General features: G+C 64.3%; 16 protein-coding genes. 3 read left to right on the top strand and 13 right to left on the bottom strand.

The features are described 5' to 3' along the window. Positions 1-141: 141 nt before the first annotated feature. Positions 142-2523: a phosphoketolase family protein gene (locus GPK94_RS01630; protein ID WP_215654185.1), complete on the top strand. Its 2382-nt coding sequence runs from the start codon at positions 142-144 to the stop codon at positions 2521-2523. A gap of 74 nt (positions 2524-2597) precedes the next feature. Here the strand turns inward: GPK94_RS01630 and GPK94_RS01635 are convergent, their stop codons facing one another. Next, the gene (locus tag GPK94_RS01635) at positions 2598-3971 is read right to left on the bottom strand and encodes an MATE family efflux transporter (RefSeq protein ID WP_215654100.1); all 1374 of its coding nucleotides are present in this window, start codon (positions 3969-3971) and stop codon (positions 2598-2600) included. 343 nt (positions 3972-4314) lie between these two features. On the opposite strand from GPK94_RS01635, the gene GPK94_RS01640 reads away from it, so the two are divergent. Next, positions 4315-4902, top strand: coding sequence for a DUF3793 family protein (locus tag GPK94_RS01640; RefSeq protein ID WP_193538039.1), 588 nt, complete (start codon positions 4315-4317; stop codon positions 4900-4902). 33 nt (positions 4903-4935) lie between these two features. Then, positions 4936-5361 carry a flavodoxin gene (locus GPK94_RS01645; RefSeq protein ID WP_186963727.1) on the top strand — a complete coding sequence of 142 codons (426 nt, stop codon included), beginning with the start codon at positions 4936-4938 and terminating at the stop codon, positions 5359-5361. A gap of 467 nt (positions 5362-5828) precedes the next feature. On the opposite strand, the gene GPK94_RS01650 is transcribed toward GPK94_RS01645, so the two are convergent. The 12 genes from GPK94_RS01650 to GPK94_RS01705 form a co-directional block, all read right to left on the bottom strand. After that, entirely contained in the window at positions 5829-6989 is a 1161-nt protein-coding gene (locus GPK94_RS01650) for an MFS transporter (RefSeq protein ID WP_215654102.1), read from the bottom strand. Positions 6990-7112: 123 nt separating this feature from the next. Then, a complete protein-coding gene (locus GPK94_RS01655; RefSeq protein ID WP_180956920.1) occupies positions 7113-7268 on the bottom strand; it encodes a hypothetical protein in 156 nt (51 codons plus the stop codon). A gap of 16 nt (positions 7269-7284) precedes the next feature. Beyond that, positions 7285-10041, bottom strand: a complete 2757-nt coding sequence (mgtA, locus tag GPK94_RS01660; RefSeq protein WP_215654104.1) for a magnesium-translocating P-type ATPase — start codon at positions 10039-10041, stop codon at positions 7285-7287. Positions 10042-10338: 297 nt separating this feature from the next. After that, positions 10339-10830, bottom strand: a complete 492-nt coding sequence (locus GPK94_RS01665; protein WP_193538045.1) for a winged helix-turn-helix domain-containing protein — start codon at positions 10828-10830, stop codon at positions 10339-10341. Positions 10831-10870: 40 nt separating this feature from the next. Beyond that, positions 10871-13531: a magnesium-translocating P-type ATPase gene (gene mgtA / locus GPK94_RS01670; RefSeq protein WP_215654106.1), complete on the bottom strand. Its 2661-nt coding sequence runs from the start codon at positions 13529-13531 to the stop codon at positions 10871-10873. A 129-nt stretch (positions 13532-13660) separates the two neighbouring features. Then, a complete protein-coding gene (locus GPK94_RS01675; RefSeq protein WP_215654108.1) occupies positions 13661-14614 on the bottom strand; it encodes a D-2-hydroxyacid dehydrogenase in 954 nt (317 codons plus the stop codon). 176 nt (positions 14615-14790) lie between these two features. Next, the gene (locus tag GPK94_RS01680) at positions 14791-15621 is read right to left on the bottom strand and encodes a Cof-type HAD-IIB family hydrolase (RefSeq protein WP_215654110.1); all 831 of its coding nucleotides are present in this window, start codon (positions 15619-15621) and stop codon (positions 14791-14793) included. Beyond that, positions 15622-16569 (bottom strand): transketolase family protein, encoded by a 948-nt coding sequence (locus tag GPK94_RS01685; protein ID WP_101692734.1) that lies wholly within the window; start codon positions 16567-16569, stop codon positions 15622-15624. Positions 16570-16572: 3 nt separating this feature from the next. Then, complete coding sequence (locus tag GPK94_RS01690; RefSeq protein ID WP_101692733.1) at positions 16573-17418, bottom strand: transketolase; 846 nt, start codon at positions 17416-17418, stop codon at positions 16573-16575. A 181-nt stretch (positions 17419-17599) separates the two neighbouring features. After that, a complete protein-coding gene (locus GPK94_RS01695) occupies positions 17600-18196 on the bottom strand; it encodes a cytidylate kinase-like family protein (RefSeq protein WP_101692732.1) in 597 nt (198 codons plus the stop codon). Positions 18197-18312: 116 nt separating this feature from the next. Further along, complete coding sequence (sigE, locus tag GPK94_RS01700) at positions 18313-19032, bottom strand: RNA polymerase sporulation sigma factor SigE (RefSeq protein WP_101692731.1); 720 nt, start codon at positions 19030-19032, stop codon at positions 18313-18315. 37 nt (positions 19033-19069) lie between these two features. Further along, a complete protein-coding gene (locus tag GPK94_RS01705; protein ID WP_346727969.1) occupies positions 19070-19918 on the bottom strand; it encodes a sigma-E processing peptidase SpoIIGA in 849 nt (282 codons plus the stop codon). Positions 19919-19942: the final 24 nt, after the last annotated feature.

Here is a 19942-nt window from a genome sequence, read left to right on the forward strand (position 1 = left end):
AATCGTGAACTTTATCCATTTTTCTTGACTTTTTCTCAATTAAGCATATAATAACAGCGTAATAAGCGAAATAAGGAGGTCGTTATCTTGGCTCGAAAGGCAGCAACCACAGCAAAAGCTGTTGCTAAAACATCCACCCGCATGTCAAAGAAGGGGCCCCTCACCCCCGACATGCTGCGTAAGATCGACGCCTATTGGCGGGCCGCCAATTATCTGGCCGCCGGACAGCTCTATCTGCTGGATAACCCCCTGCTCCGGAAACCCCTGCAAAGCGAGCACCTCAAGAAGACCATTGTGGGCCACTGGGGTACGGTGCCTGGGCAGAACTTCATCTACACCCACCTGAACCGCATCATCACCAAGTATGACCTCAACATGATCTACCTCTCCGGCCCGGGCCACGGGGGCAACGCCATGGTGGCCCAGACCTATCTGGAGGGTACTTACAGCGAGATCTATCCCAACATCAGCCAGGATCTGGAGGGCATGAAGAAGCTCTTCAAGCAGTTCTCCTTCCCCGGCGGCATCGCCAGCCACGTGGCTCCCGAGACCCCCGGCTCCATCAACGAGGGAGGCGAGCTGGGCTATTCCCTGGCCCATGCCTTCGGCGCGGTGCTGGATAACCCCACCCTCATTGCCGCCTGCGTGGTGGGCGACGGCGAGGCCGAGACCGGCCCCCTGGCCACCGCCTGGCACTCCAACAAGTTCCTCAACCCCGTCATTGACGGCGCGGTGCTCCCCATCCTGCACCTCAACGGCTTCAAGATCTCCAACCCCACCATCTTCTCCCGCATCACCCATGAAGAGGTGGAGGATTTCTTCAAGGGCTGCGGCTGGACCCCCCGCTTTGTGGAGGGGGACGACCCGGTCAAGATGCACCAGCAGATGGCGGCCGCCCTGGACTGGGCCGTGCGGGAGATCGACCGCATCCAGCAGAGCGCCCGCACCACCGGCGACACCACCCGTCCCCGCTGGCCCATGATCGTCTTCCGCTCCCCCAATGGCTGGACCGGCCCCAAGGAGGTGGACGGCCTGCGGGTGGAGGGGACCTTCCGTGCCCATCAGGTGCCCATCTCCATCGGCGAGGACCACCCGGAGCACCTGAAGCTGCTGGAAAACTGGCTCAAGAGCTACCATCCCGAGGAGCTCTTCGACCGCAACGGCACCCTCATCCCCGAGCTCCAGGCTCTGGCCCCCAAGGGGGACCGGCGCATGGGCGCCAACCCCCACGCCAACGGCGGACTGCTCCTGCGGGACCTGCGCATCCCCGATTTCCGGGAGTACGCCGTGGACGTCCCCGCCCCCGGCGAGGTCAAGGGCGAGGACATGACCGAGCTGGGCAAATTCGTCCGGGACATCCTCAAGCTCAACGCCGAGGCCCGCAACTTCCGGGTCTTTGGCCCGGATGAGACCATGTCCAACCGGCTGGGCGCCGTGTTCCACGAGACCAACCGCTGCTGGAACGCCGAGCGCACCGACCGGGATGAGTACCTGGCCCCCGACGGGCGCATCATGGACTCCATGCTCTCCGAGCACATGTGCCAGGGCTGGCTGGAGGGCTACCTCCTCACCGGCCGCCACGGCATCTTTAACAGCTACGAGGCCTTCATCCGCATCGTGGACTCCATGTTCGCCCAGCACGCCAAGTGGCTCAAGGTCTGCGCCCAGCTCCCCTGGCGGCAGGACATCGCCTCCCTCAACTACGTCCTCTCCTCCAACGTCTGGCAGCAGGACCACAACGGCTTCACCCACCAGGACCCCGGCTTCCTGGACCACGTGGCCAACAAGAAGGCCGACGTGGTGCGCCTCTACCTCCCCCCGGACGGGAACTGCCTGCTCTCCTGCTTCGACCACTGCATCCGCAGCCGGAACTATGTGAACGTGCTGATCACCTCCAAGCACCCCCGTCCCCAGTGGCTCACCATGGACGAGGCCATCAAGCACTGCACCCACGGCATCGGCATCTGGCAGTGGGCCTCCAACGACCAGGGGTGCGAGCCCGACGTGGTCATGGCCTGCTGCGGCGAGACCCCCACGCTGGAGACCCTGGCCGCCGTCACCATCCTGCACAAGTATCTCCCGGAGCTCAAGATCCGGGTCATCAACGTGGTGGACCTGATGAAGCTCCAGCCCCATACGGAGCACCCCCACGGCCTGACCGCCGAGGACTACGACGCCCTCTTCACGGTGGACAAGCCCATCATCTTCGCCTTCCACGGCTACCCCACCCTCATCCACGAGCTCACCTACCGCCGCCACAACAAGCGCCTCCACGTGCGCGGCTACAAGGAGGAGGGCACCATCACCACGCCCTTTGACATGCGGGTCCAGAACGACATCGACCGCTTCCACCTGGTGGAGGACGTGGTCAAGCGTCTGCCCCAGCTGGGCAACCGGGGCTCCTTCCTCATCCAGCTCATGAAGGACAAGCTGGTGGAGCACAAGCAGTACATCATCACCAACGGCATCGACATGCCCGAGGTCCGGGACTGGAAGTGGAACGGCGGCAAGGGGATCTATTGATCTGGATGCCCGCCGGGACAAAATAACAGGCGGGGACGCTCTCCCAAACGGAAGAGCGTCCCCGCCTTTCTTTTTTAGTCGTTCGGCTCCAGCAGCTGCTTGCGGCACCAGCTCCTGCCGTGCCAGCGCCAGAGGAACAGCCCCGCCCGGATCAGCTCATCCAGCGCCATGGCGATCCAGAGCCCGGCCAGGCCCATCCCCCACACCACGCCGAAGAGGTAGCTTCCGCCCACCCCCACGATCCACGCGGCGATGATACAGATGGTGACCGGGAAGCGGATGTCTCCGCAGGCCTGGAGGGCCCGCACCATCACCATGTTGACCGCCCGGCCCACCTCCAGGGGGATCTCGATGAGCATGATGGTCTTGGCCAGGGCCAGGACCTGGGGGTCCGAGGTGAAGATGCGGTAGACCGGCTCGCACAGGACATAGAGCACCACCGAGACCGCCGTGGACACCCCCGTGGAGATGAGCACGGTGGTCTTGACCTGCCGGTCGGTCCGGGCGATCTCTCCCCCGCCCATCAGCCGGGCCACCACCACCTGGCAGGCCTGGGACATGGCTGAGCCGAAGAGGTAGGTCACGTTGGCGAACATGGTGGCGTACACCCGGGTATTGACCACGAAGGCCGGGAACACATTGCACACGGTCTGCACCCCGATCTGGGACAGGTTGTAAGAGACCGACTCGCCCCCGGTGGGGATGCCGATGCGCAGCAGCCGCCGCAGCTCCTCCCGGGGGAAGGGCCGCAGATATTCCAGCCGGAGCACCGGTCCGAAGCGGACGCGGAAGAGGGTGGCGATGATGATCACGCCCATGACCCGGGAAATGCCGCTGGAGATGGCCGCCCCCGCCACCCCCAGGGCGGGCAGCCCCACCGCCGGGATGCCGTTGATGAGGATCGCGTTGCCGCCGATGTTCAGACAGTTCATGACCACCGAGACGGCCATGGTCTCCTTCATCATCTGGCTGCTGCGGAAAAAGGCGGTAAAGGTCAGATAGACCGCCTGAAAGACCATGCCCAGGCCGATGATGCGCATATAGAGGCAGGCCTCTTCAAACATGACCGCCTGGACCCCCATCAGCCGGAAGACCCAGGGGCTGAAGAGCAGCAGGAAGAGGCTCACCGCCAGCCCGAAAACCAGATTGGCGGCCAGGGAGACCGCGTAGATCTGGTTGACCTTTCGGGTGTCCCGGGCGCCGATGTACTGGGAAATCAGGATCATGGAGGCGGTACACACCACGGAAAAGACCAGCAGCAGCAGATTGGTGATCTGGTTGGCGTTTCCGATGGCCCCCACCCCGTTGGGATCGTGCCAGCCCACCATCATCTGGTCGGCGTTGCCCACCATGAGCTGGAGGAGCAGTTCAATAAAAATCGGCCAGGTCAGGGCCAGGATCTGGCCGGCCCCGCCCCGCCCGGATGTACGTTGGGAATCGTGTTTCATAGGGTCATCCTCTCTCAAATCAGGTACCGGACAGAGTCTGGAGGGAGACCTTCGCCCGATGCAGCAGACACTATTATAGAGCCTGCCTTCTCCCCGGTGCAAGGCGGAGAACTGCACACAATTTGCACGCCCCCTCCCCCATCCTTGCACGAGATACACAGAATATCTTTTCTGCGATTTTTGCAGAAACTGAAAAATTACCCTTGACAGATCGCTTCCCCTGTGCTATTCTCATACACGTAGTTAGTCTTAGCTAACTAACAAGTTCCTGGACGGGGGCCATTCCCCCGCTTCTCTTTCCCTTTAAGTTAGCATTAACTAACTATCAAAAAGGAGTGTTACCATGCATCCTCAATCCGCTGCGTTTGAACGGGCCCTCGCCTTTCACTGTGCCCCCGCCCTCTCGGGCGCTGCGCCGGCCAACCTGGTCTCTCTGGCCCGGAGCGAGTATCCGGATCTGCCTGCCCTGCTCGCCCGCTACGGCCGGCGGCTGGAGCCCCTGGGCATCCGGCTCTTCCCCCTGTGCCAGTGTGACCGCCGGTGGCTGCTGCTGGTCTTTCGCCCGGCGCTGCTGCGCCAGGCCCTGGCTCCGGTCCAGGTGCGGGCGTGCCTGCTGCGCTGCGGCTACCCGGCCGGCGGAACCCTGGCGGAGCAGCTGGAGCTGCTGCGGGGCCGGGTCTCCCACGGCGCGGGCTTCCCCCACGAGATCGGGTTCTTCCTGGGCTATCCGCTGGCGGATGTGCTGGGCTTCCTGGCCCTGGGGGGCGAGTGCTGCCGCATGAGCGGATACTGGAAGGTCTACGGCGACGTGGCCTATGCCAGGGGCTGCTTTGCCCGCTTCGACCGGTGCCGGGACCGGCTGTGCCGGGGGCTGGCCGACGGGACCCCCCTGCTGGAGCTGCTGCAAACACAGCGAGCGCAGGCTGCATAAGGATACGCTTACATCAAAGGAGGTCGTTTTGACATGCAAATCGCGGTAATCTACTGGACCGGTTCGGGCAACACGGAGGCCATGGCCCAGGCAGTGGCCGAGGGCGCCCGGAATTCCGGTGCGGATGTATCCCTCTTCCAGGTCTCCGAGCTGACCGCCGCCGACGCCGCCAAGTATGAGCGTCTGGCCCTGGGCTGTCCCGCCATGGGGGCCGAGGTGCTGGAGGAGAGCGAATTTGAGCCCTTCTTCACCGAGCTGGAGTCCAAACTCAGCGGAAAAACAGTGGCCCTCTTCGGCTCCTATGGCTGGGGCGACGGGCAGTGGATGCGCGACTGGCAGGAACGCACCGACCAGTCGGGCGCACAGCTCTGTCAGGACGGCCTGATGGCCCACGAGACCCCCGACGAGGCTGCTCTGGCCCAGTGCCGCTCTCTGGGTGAGGCGCTGGCCAAGTCCTGATTTTCTTCTGTTTTCTCCCTACTCTCTCTTTTCTCCAAACTCTGCGCGGGAAACCCGGGCGGCGGTCTGAGACCTCCGCCGCCCGGGGCCTCCTCCCTCCCACCCAAGTGGGACGCCCGGAGCAGGCGAGCCTATGGGCTTCGGCTGGCCTGTTCCGCGCATCCTCCTTCGGTCTACACCTATTTCTCTCTTTTCTCCAAGCAGCAAACGACAGAAGCAGACTCCCCCCGGTGCTGGGCACACCGGGGGGAGTCTCAACGTGTCGAAAATTTCGACACGCTTCTCAAAAATGCAAGCATTTTTGAGAGGGGATGCAGGCCGCCGCATGCACTCGCTTTACGCTCGCACACTTGCGGCCTGAGAAGTGTTTTTTCCGACGTACACGCCGCCGGAAAAAAACGATTTCACCTTCTTCCGCCATCTACGGACGGCGGAACTCTGCGAGGCGTCAAATCAATCGGTTTCGGTCACTTGACCACTCTGGCGCTCCGACGCAGCTCCCCTACCGCGCACAGCACCACCGCACACAGGCAGAGTCCGCCCCCGGCCAGAAACTGTGCCGCGGCCCCCTCCCCCGGGAAGAGGGGCACAAAGGCCCCCACCAGGTAGGGAGAGAGAAAATAGCCCACGTTCAGCACCGTGAGCACCAGCGCGGTGGCCCCCGGCAGGGTCTTCTGGGGGGCGGTCTCGGTGAGCTCCAGCATCAGGCAGGGGTTGAAGAGGGCGATCCCCGCCGCCGGGGCGCACACCGCCAGGACCGCCGGGAGCAGGCCGATCTGGAGCCCGGCCAGCAGGTAGCCCCCGCCCATGATCCCAAGGGCCCAGGCAAAGGTATACCGCCCCGTCCGACGGTAGATGGGGCCGAACACAAAGGCCAGCAGCCCCGAGAGCACCGAGGCCACCGCCGTCACGATCCCCGTGAGCTGGGCGGTCCCCAGCCCGTACCCCTCGATGTAGAGGGAGGCCTGGGTCACATTCACATAGTAACACACCGCAAAGACAAAGCCGATGACACTCAGGCGCAGGATGGCGGGGACGTTCCACCCCTCGCATCCGCCGCCCGGCTGTCCCTCGCGCCGCCCTTCCACCGCATCGGTGGGCAGCAGGCGGATGGTCAGCACCAGGGGAATCAGATTCAGAGCGAAGAGGAGGTACACATTGTACCAGTGCAGGTCGGCCAGCACTCCTCCGGCCAGCACCACCGCGATGCGTCCCAGCTGCATGATCCCGGCGGTGGCCCCCATGATCCGGCGGCGCTCCTCCCCCTCGTAGTACATGCTCACCAGGAGCGGATAGAGGGTGGAGCCCATGCCGTAGGCAATGCCCATCATGGCACTCCCCACCAGCAGCACCGGCAGGCAGGCCCGCCCCACATAGCTCAGCGCGCCGCTGAACAGGTAGATGGAGAGTCCGGCCACGGCCAGGTGCTTGCGGGCAAAGAAGCGGGTCAGCAGCGGCACACCCAGGATCCCCGCAATGCCCATCAGGTTGGGCAGGGTCAGCAGGAGCTGGAGCACCGGCTCGGGCACCCCTGGAAAGGCGCTCAGCAGTCCGCTGACCGCCACCGAGGGGGCCAGATAAATCAAATTGACAAAGCAGATGGCATAGATGGGGAGCTTGCGTCTCATAGCAGTCGTCCTTTCTGACAGGTGAAGTGTTATTATATCCCACCCATCCAGGAAAGGCAAGGAAATCTTCCCCTTCTGCCCGCAAACATGCGCCTGCCGCAATCTTGCGGCAGGCGCATTCTTTTAATCTTCCTTCTTTTTTCTGGTCCAGAACAGCAGGTTCATGCCGATCACCACCAGGGCCGTGGCCGCCATGGCGGCCCAGAAGCCCAGGTTGATGCCTGCCCACTCGGTGGTCCCGAACAGGTCGAGCCAGAGCTTTGTCCAGTGGATGGTCATAGCGCTTCCTCCTTTTTCACAGCAGCTCGCCGTAATGGCGCACATAGGCTTTTTTCAGGCTGGTGGCCAGCATCATATAGAGCACGATGCAGGGGATCAGATAGGCAAAGTACGCCGCCGGAAGGGCCACCAGACCCAGCAGGGTACCCAGCTTCGTAAAGGGAATCACGGTCAGCACCGCGATCCCGGTAAAGGTCAGCAGCGTCACCCCGGCGGAGGCCCGGCTCTGGAGGAAGGGCAGCTTGGGGGTGCGGATCATGTGGATGACCAGGGTCTGGCTCCACATGGACTCCACGAACCAGCCGGCGTGGAACATGGCGGCATAGGTCTGCTGCATCCCGGCCAGCTCCGCGCCGCTGTAATAGGCGGGGAGGTCGTTGTACAGAATCCCGTGGGAGACAAAGAGCGGACAGAAGACAAAGTACAAAAAGGCGTAAGTGGTCCAGTCAAAGATGGAGCTGGTGGGCCCGATCCACAGCATGAACTTCCCGATGCTGGAGGCGTCCCACTTGCGGGGCTGAGCGATGAACTCCTCGTCCACATTGTCCCAGGGGATGGCGGTGCAGCTCAGGTCATAGATCAGGTTGAGCAGGATCAGATGGATGCTCTCCATAGGCAGGAAGGGCAGCAGGGCCGAGGCCGCCAGCACGGAAAACATGTTCCCGAAGTTGGAGGAGGCCGTCATCTTGATGTATTTGATCATGTTGGCGTAGGTCTTGCGGCCCTCCACGATCCCCCGCTCCAGCACCATCAGGTCCTTTTCCAGCAGGATGATGTCGGCCGACTCCTTGGCGATGTCTACCGCCGTATCCACCGAGATGCCGATGTCCGCTGCCTTCATGGCGGCCGCGTCGTTGATGCCGTCGCCCAGGAAGCCCACCGTGTGGCCCCCCTGCCGCAGGGCGGAGACCACCCGGGCCTTCTGGTCGGGGGAGAGCTTGGCGAAGATGTCAGTGTGCTCGGCCGCCCGGACCAGGGCCTCGTCGCTCATCCGCTCCACATCGGAGCCCAGCAGCATCTTGCTGCCTCGCAGGCCCACCTGCTTGCAGATGCAGCGGGTCACCCGCTCGTTGTCCCCGGTCAGGATCTTGGTGGTCACGCCGTGGTCCTTGAGGGCCCGGATGGCCTGGGCGGTGGACTCCTTGGGCGGGTCCAGGAAGGCCAGGTAGCCCATGAGGACCATGTCCCGCTCCTCCTCGGCGTGGTAGGTATCCACCCGCTCCACCATCTTCTGGGCCAGGGCGATGACCCGCATCCCGTCCTCGTTCAGGCGGTCCACGGTCTCCAGGATCTCCCGGCGGGTCTCCTCGGTGAGGGGGCGGATCTCCCCCCGGTACTCGGTCCAGGCGCAGACGGCGCACATCTCCTCCACCGCGCCCTTGGTGATCATCTGGCGCTTTCCGCTCAGATCCTCCACCACCACGGAGAGGCGGCGGCGGGTGAAGTCAAAGGGGATCTCATCCACCTTGCGGTACCGCTGGGACAGGTTGACCAGCTGGGGCTGGGAGGCCTCTTCCTCCTCGGTGCGCTCGATGATGGCCACGTCCATCAGGTTGCGGTAGCCCGTCTGGAAATAGCTGTTCAGATAGGCGTGGCGCAGCACTCTGGCGTCCTCCTTCCCGGACACGTCCATGTGGTATTCCAGCACCACCTTGTCCTGGGTCAGCGTCCCGGTCTTATCGGTGCAGAGCACATCCATGGCCCCGAAGTTCTGGATGGAGTTGAGGTTTTTCACGATGGTCTTTTCCTTGGACATGGAGACCGCCCCCTTGGCCAGGCAGGTGGTCACGATCATGGGGAGCATCTCAGGGGTCAATCCCACCGCCACCGAGATGGCAAACAGGAAGGCCTCCAGCCAGTCTCCCTTGGTCAGGCCATTGATGAAGAAGACCACCGGGACCATAACCAGCATGAAGCGGATCAGGACCCAGGAGACCGCGTTGACCCCCTTGGTGAAGTTGGTCTCCACCGCCTCTCCGGCTACCGAGACCGCCATGGAGCCAAAGAGGGTGTCGTCCCCCACGGCCAGGGCCACGGCGGTGGCGCTTCCGCTGATGACATTGCTCCCCAGGAAGGCGATGTTGGGAAGGTCGGTCACCGGCACATCCGCATCGGCGCAGCTCTCCGGCGTCTTCTCCACCGGGTCACTCTCCCCGGTCAGGGCGGCCTGGCTGATGAACAAGTCCTTGGCCGCCAGGATGCGCACATCCGCCGGGACCATGTCCCCCGCGGAGAGATGGATGATGTCCCCCGCCACCACCTCTTCCAGGGGGATCTCGCCCGTCCCCTGCTCCCGGCGGGTCACCGTGCAGGTGGTGGTGATCATGGCCAGCAGCCGCTCGGCCGCGTTCCCCGAGCGGGACTCCTGCACGAAGCGCAGGGTCCCGGACAGAAAGACCATGGTCAGAATGATGATCACCGTCAGGGGGGCCACCTCCTCCGGCTGGTGCTGATACAGCGGGATGAGGATGTCGGTAAACATGGACACCACGGCCAGACAGAAGAGAATGGCCGTGAAAGGGTTGATGAAAGAGCCCGCCACCCGAGCGGCCAGGGACTTCTTCTTCTCATGGGTCACCTGATTGCGCCCATAGAGGTTCCGGTGCAGGAGCACCGCGTGCTCTTCCAGTCCGCCCATGGCGGTGTCCCACCGCTCCAGTACGGTCTTGATGCCGCTGGTGGCGGCAAAGGTCAGTGCCTCGTGGTTCTTCTCCCGGGCGGCAGAGGCGGCTGCGCTGCGGGCCGGGACGTTCTGCTGTTTCTTGCGATGCATGGGGCTTGATCCTCCTTTTTCTCGGGCATCCAGCCGCCGCACACACCTCCGCAAGGGGTGGTTTTGGCGGCCTTCCCCTCAGTTTTCCGGCATAAAAGTGGGCCGGCATCCATCAAAACCACCTCCTGATGTCATTCAACTTGCCCGTTTCCCCGGGCGCAGGTTATAGTATAGCTTTTTTCTCCCCCAGATCCTATGTTCAAATCCTTGCGATTCTCTTGCCTTTACGCAAGAAACGGGCTGCCGCACTTTCTTGTGCGGCAGCCCGTTTTTCCAGAGCAGGCGCTGCGCGTCCGCTCACAGGTCGTCATTGAATTTGTACCCGATCCCCCAGATGGTGAGGATATACTCGGGCGCGTCCGGATTGGGCTCGATCTTTTTCCGCAGCTTGCGGATGAAGGCCATAATGTTGCTGTCGGTGGTGTAATAGTCCTCCTCCCACACCGCCTGGTAGATCTGCTCCTTGGTAAAAACGGTCCCCCGGTTCTGAGCCAGAAAATACAGGATGTCGAACTCCTTGGGGGTCAGGGCGATCTCCTTCCCGGCCCGGAGCACCCGTCTGCTCCGGGGGGATATGACCAGGTCTCCGCAGGTCATCCCGTCGGCCTCTGTCTCCCCGGCCGCACCGCCCACCTCGAGCATCAGGGCGTCGGAGGCCCCCGTCCCCAGGCTCTCGATCCCCCGGCGCAGCTCTCTTCCCCCCGGTGTATCGGGGGCCCCGCGCTCCAGCGCCTGCCGGAGCCATTGGAGGACGGCGGAGTCCAGGGAGGCAAAATAGATTTTTTTCACGCGGTCTCCTCCCCTTTCTCCCACACATGGAATGGATGTCTCACCACAGCGTATGATACCGCCTGAGATAGTATCGCTTGGCCAGTGTGACCAGCAGCATATAGCACAGCACCATCCCGGCCAGGAACAGGAAATAGACCCCCGGCAGCGGGGTCAGCCCCAGCCAGGCCGCCGCCGGTGTATACACCACCGCCGTCAGCGCCAGCAGTCCCCCGGAGGTCACCAGCCACACCACGCCGGACGCCCGGCTCTGGACAAAGGGGATGTGCCGGGTGCGGAGCATGTGCAGAATGAGCACCTGGGTCCACATGGACTCCAGAAACCACCCGGTGTGGAACAGCATGGCATACTGCTCCTGCATGGCCCCGGACAGGGCGGCGTATCCGCCCCCCAGCAGGGAGGGACAGAGGACCCAGTACAAAAAGGCGAAGGTCAGCAGGTCGAACAGAGAGCTCACCGGTCCGAAAAACCGCATGAACCGCCCCAGGGTATGGCCCGACCAGATGCTGGGCCTGCCGCAGTCCTCCCCGTCCACCCGGTCCCAGGGGAGGGTCATGCATAGCAGATCATAGAGCAGATTGAGGAGCAGCAGCTGGATGGAGGTCATGGGCAGGAAGGGCAGGAAGGCGCTGGCCAGCACGATGGAGAAGATGTTCCCGAAATTGGACGAGGCCGTGATGTGGATATACTTGCTCATGTTGGCAAAGGCCCTGCGCCCCTCCAGGATGCCCTGTTCCAGCACGTTGAGGTCTTTTTTCAGGAGGATGACGTCGGCGGCCTCCTTGGCGGCCGGCGCGGCCGTGTCCACGGAGATGCCCACGTCGGCACTGGTCATGGCGGCCAGGTCGTTCATCCCGTCCCCCAGGAAGCCCACGGTGTGTCCGTTCTCCCGCAGGAGGCGGATCAGCTCCGATTTCTGCCCCGGCGTCAGCTCGGCAAAGACGTCCGTCTGCTCCACCGCCGTGATGCGCGCATCCTCCGTCAGGGCCATCAGCGCCTCTCCGGTCAGGATCTGCTCCGCCGGGATGCCCAGACGCCGGCACACCGAACCGGCCACGCTCCGGTGGTCCCCGGTGAGCACCTTGACCCGGACATGGAGCTCCCGCAGGCGGCCCAGCGCCTGGGCGGCCGAGCGCTTGGGCGCGTCAAAAAAGACCAGATACCCCAGCAGCGTCAGCTCCCGCTCGTCCTCCGGACAGAGTTTTTGCTTTCCGGGCAGCCTGCGCCCGGCCACGGCCAGCACCTTCATGCCGTCCTCCAGCATCTCGTCCACCACGGCGTGGACCCCTCCGGCATCGGACGGGTCGATCTCCACGGTCTCTCCCCGGTGGAAGACCCGGCGGCAGCGGGCATAGACCTGCTCCACCGCCCCCTTGGTGATCAAAAAGGGCTCCCCCTCCCCGTCGGAGAGGAGGACGCTGGCGCATTTCCGGGTGTAGTCAAAGGGGAGCTCATCCCATTTCCGCACCCGCTGCCCCAGCGCCTGAAAATGCGCCTCCCGGCCCGGCATGCCGGAGCAGGCCAGGATAGCCCGGTCCAGATGGTTGGAGGGCCCCCCGTGGCAGAGGCTGTTCAGATAGGCGCAGTCCAGCACCGTGCCGCTCTCCTCCCCCAGGATGTCCACGTAGTACTCCAGATGGATCTCGTCCCCGGTCAGGGTGCCGGTCTTGTCCACGCACAGCACATCCATGCTGCCAAAGCTCTGCATGGCGTTGATGTTCTTGACGATGGTCTGCTTCCGCCCCATGGCGGCGCTCCCCCTGGCCAGGCAGGCGTTGATCACCACGGGGAGCATCTCGGGGGTGAGCCCCACCGCCACCGAGAGGGCAAAGAGAAAGGAGGTCCCCCAGTCCCCTCTGGTCAGGGCCGAGATCACAAAGACCACCGGCACCAGGGTGGCCATGAAGCGGATCAGCACCCAGGCGATGGAGTTGGCTCCCTGGTCAAAGCTCCGTCTGGTCTCCTGCAGCTCCCGGAGGTAGCTCCCGTATACGGTGTGGGGACCCACGGCCAGGACCACGCCCTCGCCACTGCCGCTGAGGACGCTGCTGCCGGTAAAGGCCAGATTGGAGCACGCGCTCAGGGCCGCCGAGCCCCCCGGCGGAAGGGGGGATACCGTCTTTTCCAGGACAGTGCTCTCCCCGGTCAGCAGCGACTGGGAGACAAAGAGGCCGTGCACGCCGGTCAGGCGCAGGTCGGCCGGGACCCGGTCTCCGGTGGAGAGGAGCAACACGTCCCCCACCACCAGCTCCTCCGCCGGAATGCGCAGCACCTGTCCTCCCCGCCGGACCGAGACGGTGATGGCGCGCTCTCCGATCAGCCGGTCGGCCGCCGAGCTCGCTCTCCGCTCCTGGAGGAGCCGGACGGCCCCTCCGGCCACCAGCATCAGGAGGATGAGGGCCACCGTGGTCCCGTTCCGGCTGAAATTGGAATCCAGCCAGACGTCGGTAACAAAGGACACCGCCGCCAGCACCAGCAGGATCACGCTGAAGGGGGTGATGAACGCCCGGCGGAGCCGCGCTCCCGGCCCCTCCTCCGTGCGGTACCCGATCCGGTTTTCTCCGTACTTCTCCCGCATCCGGGGGATCTGCTCCCGGCTCAGCCCCGCGGGGGTCACCCGGAGCTCCCGGTAAAGGGTCTCCACGTCCTCCCGCGCATAGCGGCGCAATCGCTCCTGCGGCGATGACGGTATCTGCTCCATGGCGCACACTCCCCTCCGGCCGTGCTCTCCGCACTTGTGTCCTGCCTATTGTACCATATTCTCTTCCCCTTGGGTGGGCTGAAATTCTTGCGATTTTCTTGCCCTTCCGGGTCTAGGGCGTCCCGCTTCTCAGGGATTCACCACGTTCACCGGCGTGCCGGCCAGGAAGCACTCCAGATTGTGCGCCGCGATCTCCATCAGGCGCACCCGGGTCTCCCGGGGACCCCAGGCCAGGTGGGGCGTGATGATGCAGTTGGGCGCGCCGATAAGGAGGTCTCCCGAGCGGGGCGGCTCCTCACACAGCACATCCAGGGCCGCGCCCCCCACCTGTCCGGAGCAGAGGGCCTCATAGAGGGCGGGCCCGTCGATGAGCGGCCCCCGGGCGGTGTTGAGAATCAGAACGCCCCGCTTCATGGCGGCCAGGCGCGCGCGGTTGAGGAAGCCCCTGCGCTCCTCGGTCAGGGGGCAGTGGAGGGAGAGGATATCCGAGCGGCGCAGGACCTCCTCCAGAGCGGCGGCGTGCAGTCCGGGCACCTCCTCGATCGTGTGGGAGGAGGAGACCAGCACCTCCATCCCGAAGGCCAGGGCGAGACGGGCCACCGCCTGGCCGATCCGGCCATAGCCCACGATGCCGAAGGTCTTGCCCTCCAGCTCCATCATGGGCTTCTCCCAGTAGCAGAAATCCTCGATCCGGGCCCAGTTCCCCGCCTTGACGCTCTCGCTGTGCAGACCCACGTGGTTGGTGAGCTCCAGCAGCAGCGCAAAGACGTGCTGGGCCACCGCATGGGTGCTGTACGCCGGGATGTTGGTCACGACGATCCCCCGCTCCCGGGCCGCCTCCAGGTCCACCACGTTGTACCCGGTGGCCAGGACGCTGATATAGCGCAGGTTGGGGCAGGCCTCCAGCACCGCGCGGTCCAGAACGGTCTTGTTGGTCATGGCCACCTGGGCCTCCCCGATGCGCTCGGCCACCAGCTCCGGCGGCGTGCGGTCATAGACCGTCAGCGTTCCAAACCGCTCCAGAGGGGCCCAGTCCAGATCGCCCGGATTGAGGGTGTACCCGTCCAAAATCACACAATTCATAAACATTCTCCCTTCTGCTTCCGGCTGCTCCCGGAGCAAGACACAAAAAGCGGCGCGGTCCCATTTCGAGACCGCGCCGCCGTATCGTTCCTTGGTACGCTTTGCATGCCGCCCCGCAAGCCGGGGCAGCCCATCCGTGACCCGAAACCGCTTCTTGTGGGATGAACCCCTGTCCGTTACGCCTCTGGGTGGAGCACATAGCGCTCCACCATCCGGCCCACGCCGTCCTCCTGATTGGAGGGGGCGATCTGACCGGCCGCTTCCCGGGCACAGTCCATCCCGTTTTCCATGGCAAAGGAGTACCCCGCCCAGCGGAGCATCTCCACATCGTTTCCGCCGTCCCCGAAGGCCATGACCTCCTCCCGGGCGATGCCCAGGTGGGCACACAGCTGCGCCAGGGCCCGGCCCTTGTCGGCGCCCGCCGAGCTGATCTCCAGGTTATGGGACAATCCGGAGGTCACATAGAGCCCCGGAATGGAGGCAAGCTCCTCCCGCAGCGGGGCGCGGACGGCCTCGGGGACGAAGAAGTTGTCGATCTTCTCCACCCGCCGTCCGGCCAGGGTCTCCTCCAGGGAGTCCACCAGGGTGATCACCCGCTCGGCGGTGCGCTGAAATTCCGGCGACAGGCAGAAATGCTGCCCCATCTCGGCCAGCACGGCCCGCTCCAGATAGGCCTCCCCGTCCGAGTAGGTCAGGAAGGGCACGCCCGCCCGGCGCAGCATCCCGAAGAGACGTCGCCAGACCGGCTCCTCCAGACCGTTCCGGTCCAGCCAGACATCCTCCGCCACGGCCCGGGTGCTCGTCCCGTTGCAGAGGATGGTGTAGTCCACGCACCCCAGCTTCTCCACGCTGTCCCGCACGAAGCACCAGGGCCGCCCGCTGGCCAGGACGATGTGCACCCCCCGCTCCGACGCCGCGCGCAGGGCCGCGCAGCTGCGGGGCGAGATGGTCACATGGTCCCGCTCCAGGAGGGTGCCGTCCATATCGGTGGCAATGAGACGGAACATTTACTTCTTCAGAGCCACCGCGGCGCGGGCCTGGGTCGCGATCCCCTCGGGGGTGAGACCGTAGTGCTCCAGCACCAGGGGAGCCTTGCCGGAGCGGCCGAACACGTCGTTGACGCCGTGGCGCACCACGGGCACGGGGCACACGCCGGAGAGATAACCAGCCACGGCCTCGCCCAGACCGCCCAGGATGTTGTGCTCCTCGGTGGTCACGATGGCGCCGGTCTCCCGGGCGGCGCGGAGCAGCAGCTCCTCGTCCAGGGGCTTGATGGTGTGCATGTCGATGACCCGGGCGTCGATGCCGTCAGCCTGGAGCATCTCGGCGGCCTTCAGGGCCATCTGCACCATCATGCCGGTGGCCACGATGGTCACATCGCTGCCGTCCTTCAGGGTGGTGCCCTTGCCCAGCTCGAAGGTGTAGCCGGGGATGGTGTCGGTGACGGTCTCCACCGCCAGGCGGCCCAGACGCAGGTAGGCGGGGCCCTCATAGTCCAGCAGGGCCTTGACTGCCAGCTTCATCTCGTGGCCGTCGCAGGGGCAGCACACCAGCATGCCGGGAATGGAGCGCATGGTGGCGAAGTCCTCGCAGCACTGATGGGTGGCGCCGTCCTCGCCCACGCTCAGACCGCCGTGGGAGCCCACCACCTTCACATTCAGGTGGGGGTAGGCCACGGAGTTGCGCACCTGCTCAAAGGCGCGGCCGGCGGCAAACATGGCGAAGGTGGCGGCAAAGGGCTTCTTGCCGCAGGTGGCAAGGCCGGCGGCCACGCCGACCATGTTGCTCTCGGCGATGCCCATGTTGAAAAAGCGCTCCGGATAGGCCTTGGAAAAATTCTTGGTCATGGTGGCGCCCGAGAGGTCGGCGTCCAGCACCACCAGCTCGGGATACTGCTCCGCCAGTTCTACGATAGCCTCGCCGAAGGCGGCGCGGGTTGCGATCTTATCAGCCATGGTTTACTTCCCCTCCAGTTCGTTCAGCTTGGCTTCCAGCTCGGCATGGGCCTTCTCATACTGCTCGTCGTTGGGAGCCTTGCCATGCCAGCCGGCGTCGTTCTCCATGAAGGAGACGCCCTTGCCCTTGACCGTGCGGGCCAGGATGACGGTGGGCTTGTCGGTGCAGGCGCGGGCCTGCTCCAGCGCGTCGGCGATGGCCGCATAGTCGTGGCCGTCCACCTGGAGCACGTTCCAGTTGAAGGCGGCAAACTTCTGATCCAGAGGCTCGGTGGGCATGACGTCGGCGGTCTTGCCGTCGATCTGAAGGCCGTTCACATCCACGAAGGCGCAGAGGTTGGACAGATGGTACTTGGCCGCGGCCATGGCAGCCTCCCAGATCTGGCCCTCAGCCACCTCACCGTCGCCCAGGACGGCATAGACCCGGTAGTCCTTCTTGTCCAGCTTGCCGGCCAGAGCCATGCCCACCGCGGTGGAGAGGCCCTGTCCCAGGGAGCCGGTGGACATGTCCACGCCGGGGACGTGCACCATGTCGGGATGGCCGGAGAGATGGCCCTCAATGGAGCGGAAGAGCTTGAGCTCCTCCACGGGGAAGAATCCCCGCAGCGCCAGCACGGAGTAGAGCGCGGGCGTGCAGTGGCCCTTGGAGAGCACGAAGCGGTCCCGATCGGGGGACTTGGGCTCCTTGGGGTCCACCTTCATCTCGTGAAAATAGAGCACCGTCAGGATGTCCATCGCGGACAGCGCGCCGCCGATGTGGCCGGAAGCCGCCGTATGGACCATATCCATGCCCAGCAGGCGCCCTTTTGCAGCGGTGACTGCCAGTTCATGTACCTTTGCCTGTTCCATTTGATTCACCTGTCCTTTGAACGATATTTTGAACCATTGCTTTCAGTATAGCCCACCGCGGCCCAGTTCGCAAGATAAAAAACGCCTTTCTTCGTGCGGAAAGCAAATTCCTCCCCCCGCCCCCGGTCCGGAACCCGAAAAACGGCCCGGAGATGGGGGTCTCCGGGCCGTCTCAGCTCTTTTATTTGCCGTTCTCATCCATGGCCAGCGCGGCGGCCTGAATGGCCTTCACCGACTCCTCAATGCCGATGCGGCTGTTGATGCACAGATCGTAGTTGTTCATATCGCCCCACTTTTTCCCCACAAAATGGTTGTAGTAGGAGGCGCGGTAGCGGTCCTGCCGGGTCACGTAGTTTTCGATATGGACGCTCTCCACCCCGTACTCCTCCCGGGCGCGGCGGGCCCGCTCCTCCAGCGGGGCCATCACAAAGACCCGCAGGCAGTTGGGGAACTCGTCCAGGATGTAGTCGGAGCAGCGGCCCACGATGACACAGGGGCCCTTCTGGGCCGCCTCCTTGATGATCTTGGACTGGGCGATGAACACCTGATCGGGCAGGGGCAGCATCTGCGTCATATTGTACAGATCGAACATAAAGCTGCCGGTGGGGCGGGTCTCCGCCTGGCGGATGTAGTTCTCCGTCAGACCGGTCCGCTCGGCCACCGCCTGAATGATCTCCTTGTCATAGTATGGAACCTCCAGCGCTTCCGACAGTCTCCGGGCGATGATGCGTCCGCCGGAACCGTATTGGCGGCTGATAGAAATGACGACCTGTTTCATAAAAGGCACCTCCCTGTTTCGGTCGTGTTCCGGATCTCCTCCGGTATAGTATTATTATACCATATTTTCTCCAAACAGAAAGGTAATTTTGACACTTTTTTCAAAAAAATTGTCGTTCAGATCATCCGCAGGATCTCCCGCTTGAGGCGGGAGATGATCCGCTTCTCCAGCCGGGAGATGTAGGACTGGGAGATCCCCAGCCGGTCGGCCACCTCTTTTTGGGTCTGCTCCGCTCCGCCGCTGAGCCCGAAGCGCAGGGTGATGATCTCCCGCTCCCGGGGCTCCAGCTTCTCCAGGGCGTCGAAGAGGAGCTGCCGGTCCACATCCTCCTCGATGGGGCGCATGACCAGGTCGCTCTCGGTCCCCAGCACGTCGGAGAGGAGCAGCTCGTTGCCGTCCCAGTCGGTGTTGAGGGGCTCGTCAAAGGAGACCTCGGTCTTCTGATTGGAGGTCTTGCGCAGGTGCATGAGGATCTCATTCTCAATGCACCGGGAGGCATAGGTGGCCAGCTTGATGTTCTTGGCCGGCTTGTAGGTGGACACGGCCTTGATGAGTCCGATGGTCCCGATGGAGATCAGGTCCTCCAGCCCCACGCCGGTGTTCTCAAATCGACGGGCGATGTAGACCACCAGGCGCAGGTTGTGCTCGATCAGGCGCTTTTTCGCCCACTCGTCCCCCTCCTCCAGCCGCTGGATGAGCTCCGCCTCCTCCTCCCGGGGAAGCGGGGCGGGCAGCGTGTCGCTGCCGCCGATGTACATGACCTTTCCCGGCAGCGACAGGCCAAGCCTCGTCAGGAGCCGCTGTATCCCCGTGTAGATGCGCAGGCGCAGATTCATACCCTTTCTCCTCCTCCCGGTCCTCACCGGGTCTGATTTACAGCGCGCCGATGAGCGCGGTGCAGTTTCCTCCGTCGGATACCGGCGTGGGCGAGAGGGCCACCAGCAGGTCGCCCAGCTCCTCTCCCCCCACCCGGACCGAGTCAGCCCGGACCGCCAGGAGAAAGCCGCACTCCACCCCCACCGCCCGGTAGGGCAGCAGGCGCAGGCGGCGTCCCAGCGCGCCCTGGCTCAGCTTCTCCATCCCCTCCACCGGGTGGGTGAGGGCCCAGGAATCGGGGCCGCTCCCGGGCGGAAAGAGGTCCTCCAGCTTCCGCCCCTCCGCCACCAGCACCATCCGCCCGCTCACCGGATCGGTGAGGGTGTGGCCGGTGTCCACCAGCGTGACCAGGGATACCGTCCGCTCCCCCAGCCGCACCACGGCAGTGCGCAGCTCCCGGGGCGTGTGGACCGCCCCCCGCCGGAAGACCAGGGTCAAAAGCGTATAGCACCCGGCCGCCGAGAGCAGGATGAGCCGCAGGTCCATCCCGGAGTAAAAGATCCCGTTTTTCAGGGTGAGCCCCCGCCCGCCCAGCAGCGCGATGGCGAACACGCCGCCCCCAAAGGCGGCCGACACGCCGAAGAAGACCAAGCTCACCCGCAGCAGGCGGGGACTGCGCCCGTAGGCCAGCAGGAGCATGGCCACCCCCACCGCCAGCTTGCAGAGGGGATGGAGCAGAAATCCCATCCCCGGAAAGCACACCGCGGCGGCATAGAGCCCGCCCAGCGCGGCCCCGGCCCCCAGCCAGAGGCGGCGCAGCCGTTCCCCCGCCAGCTTGCCCGCCGAGAGCAGGAGCAGATAGTTGACCGTCAGATTGAGCAGGAACAGCTCGTCTATGTAGACCACTGTCAACGGCCTCCCCCCTTTCCG

This window comes from Pseudoflavonifractor sp. MCC625, from assembly GCF_018784545.1.
Lineage (GTDB): Bacteria > Bacillota > Clostridia > Oscillospirales > Oscillospiraceae > Pseudoflavonifractor_A > Pseudoflavonifractor_A gallinarum.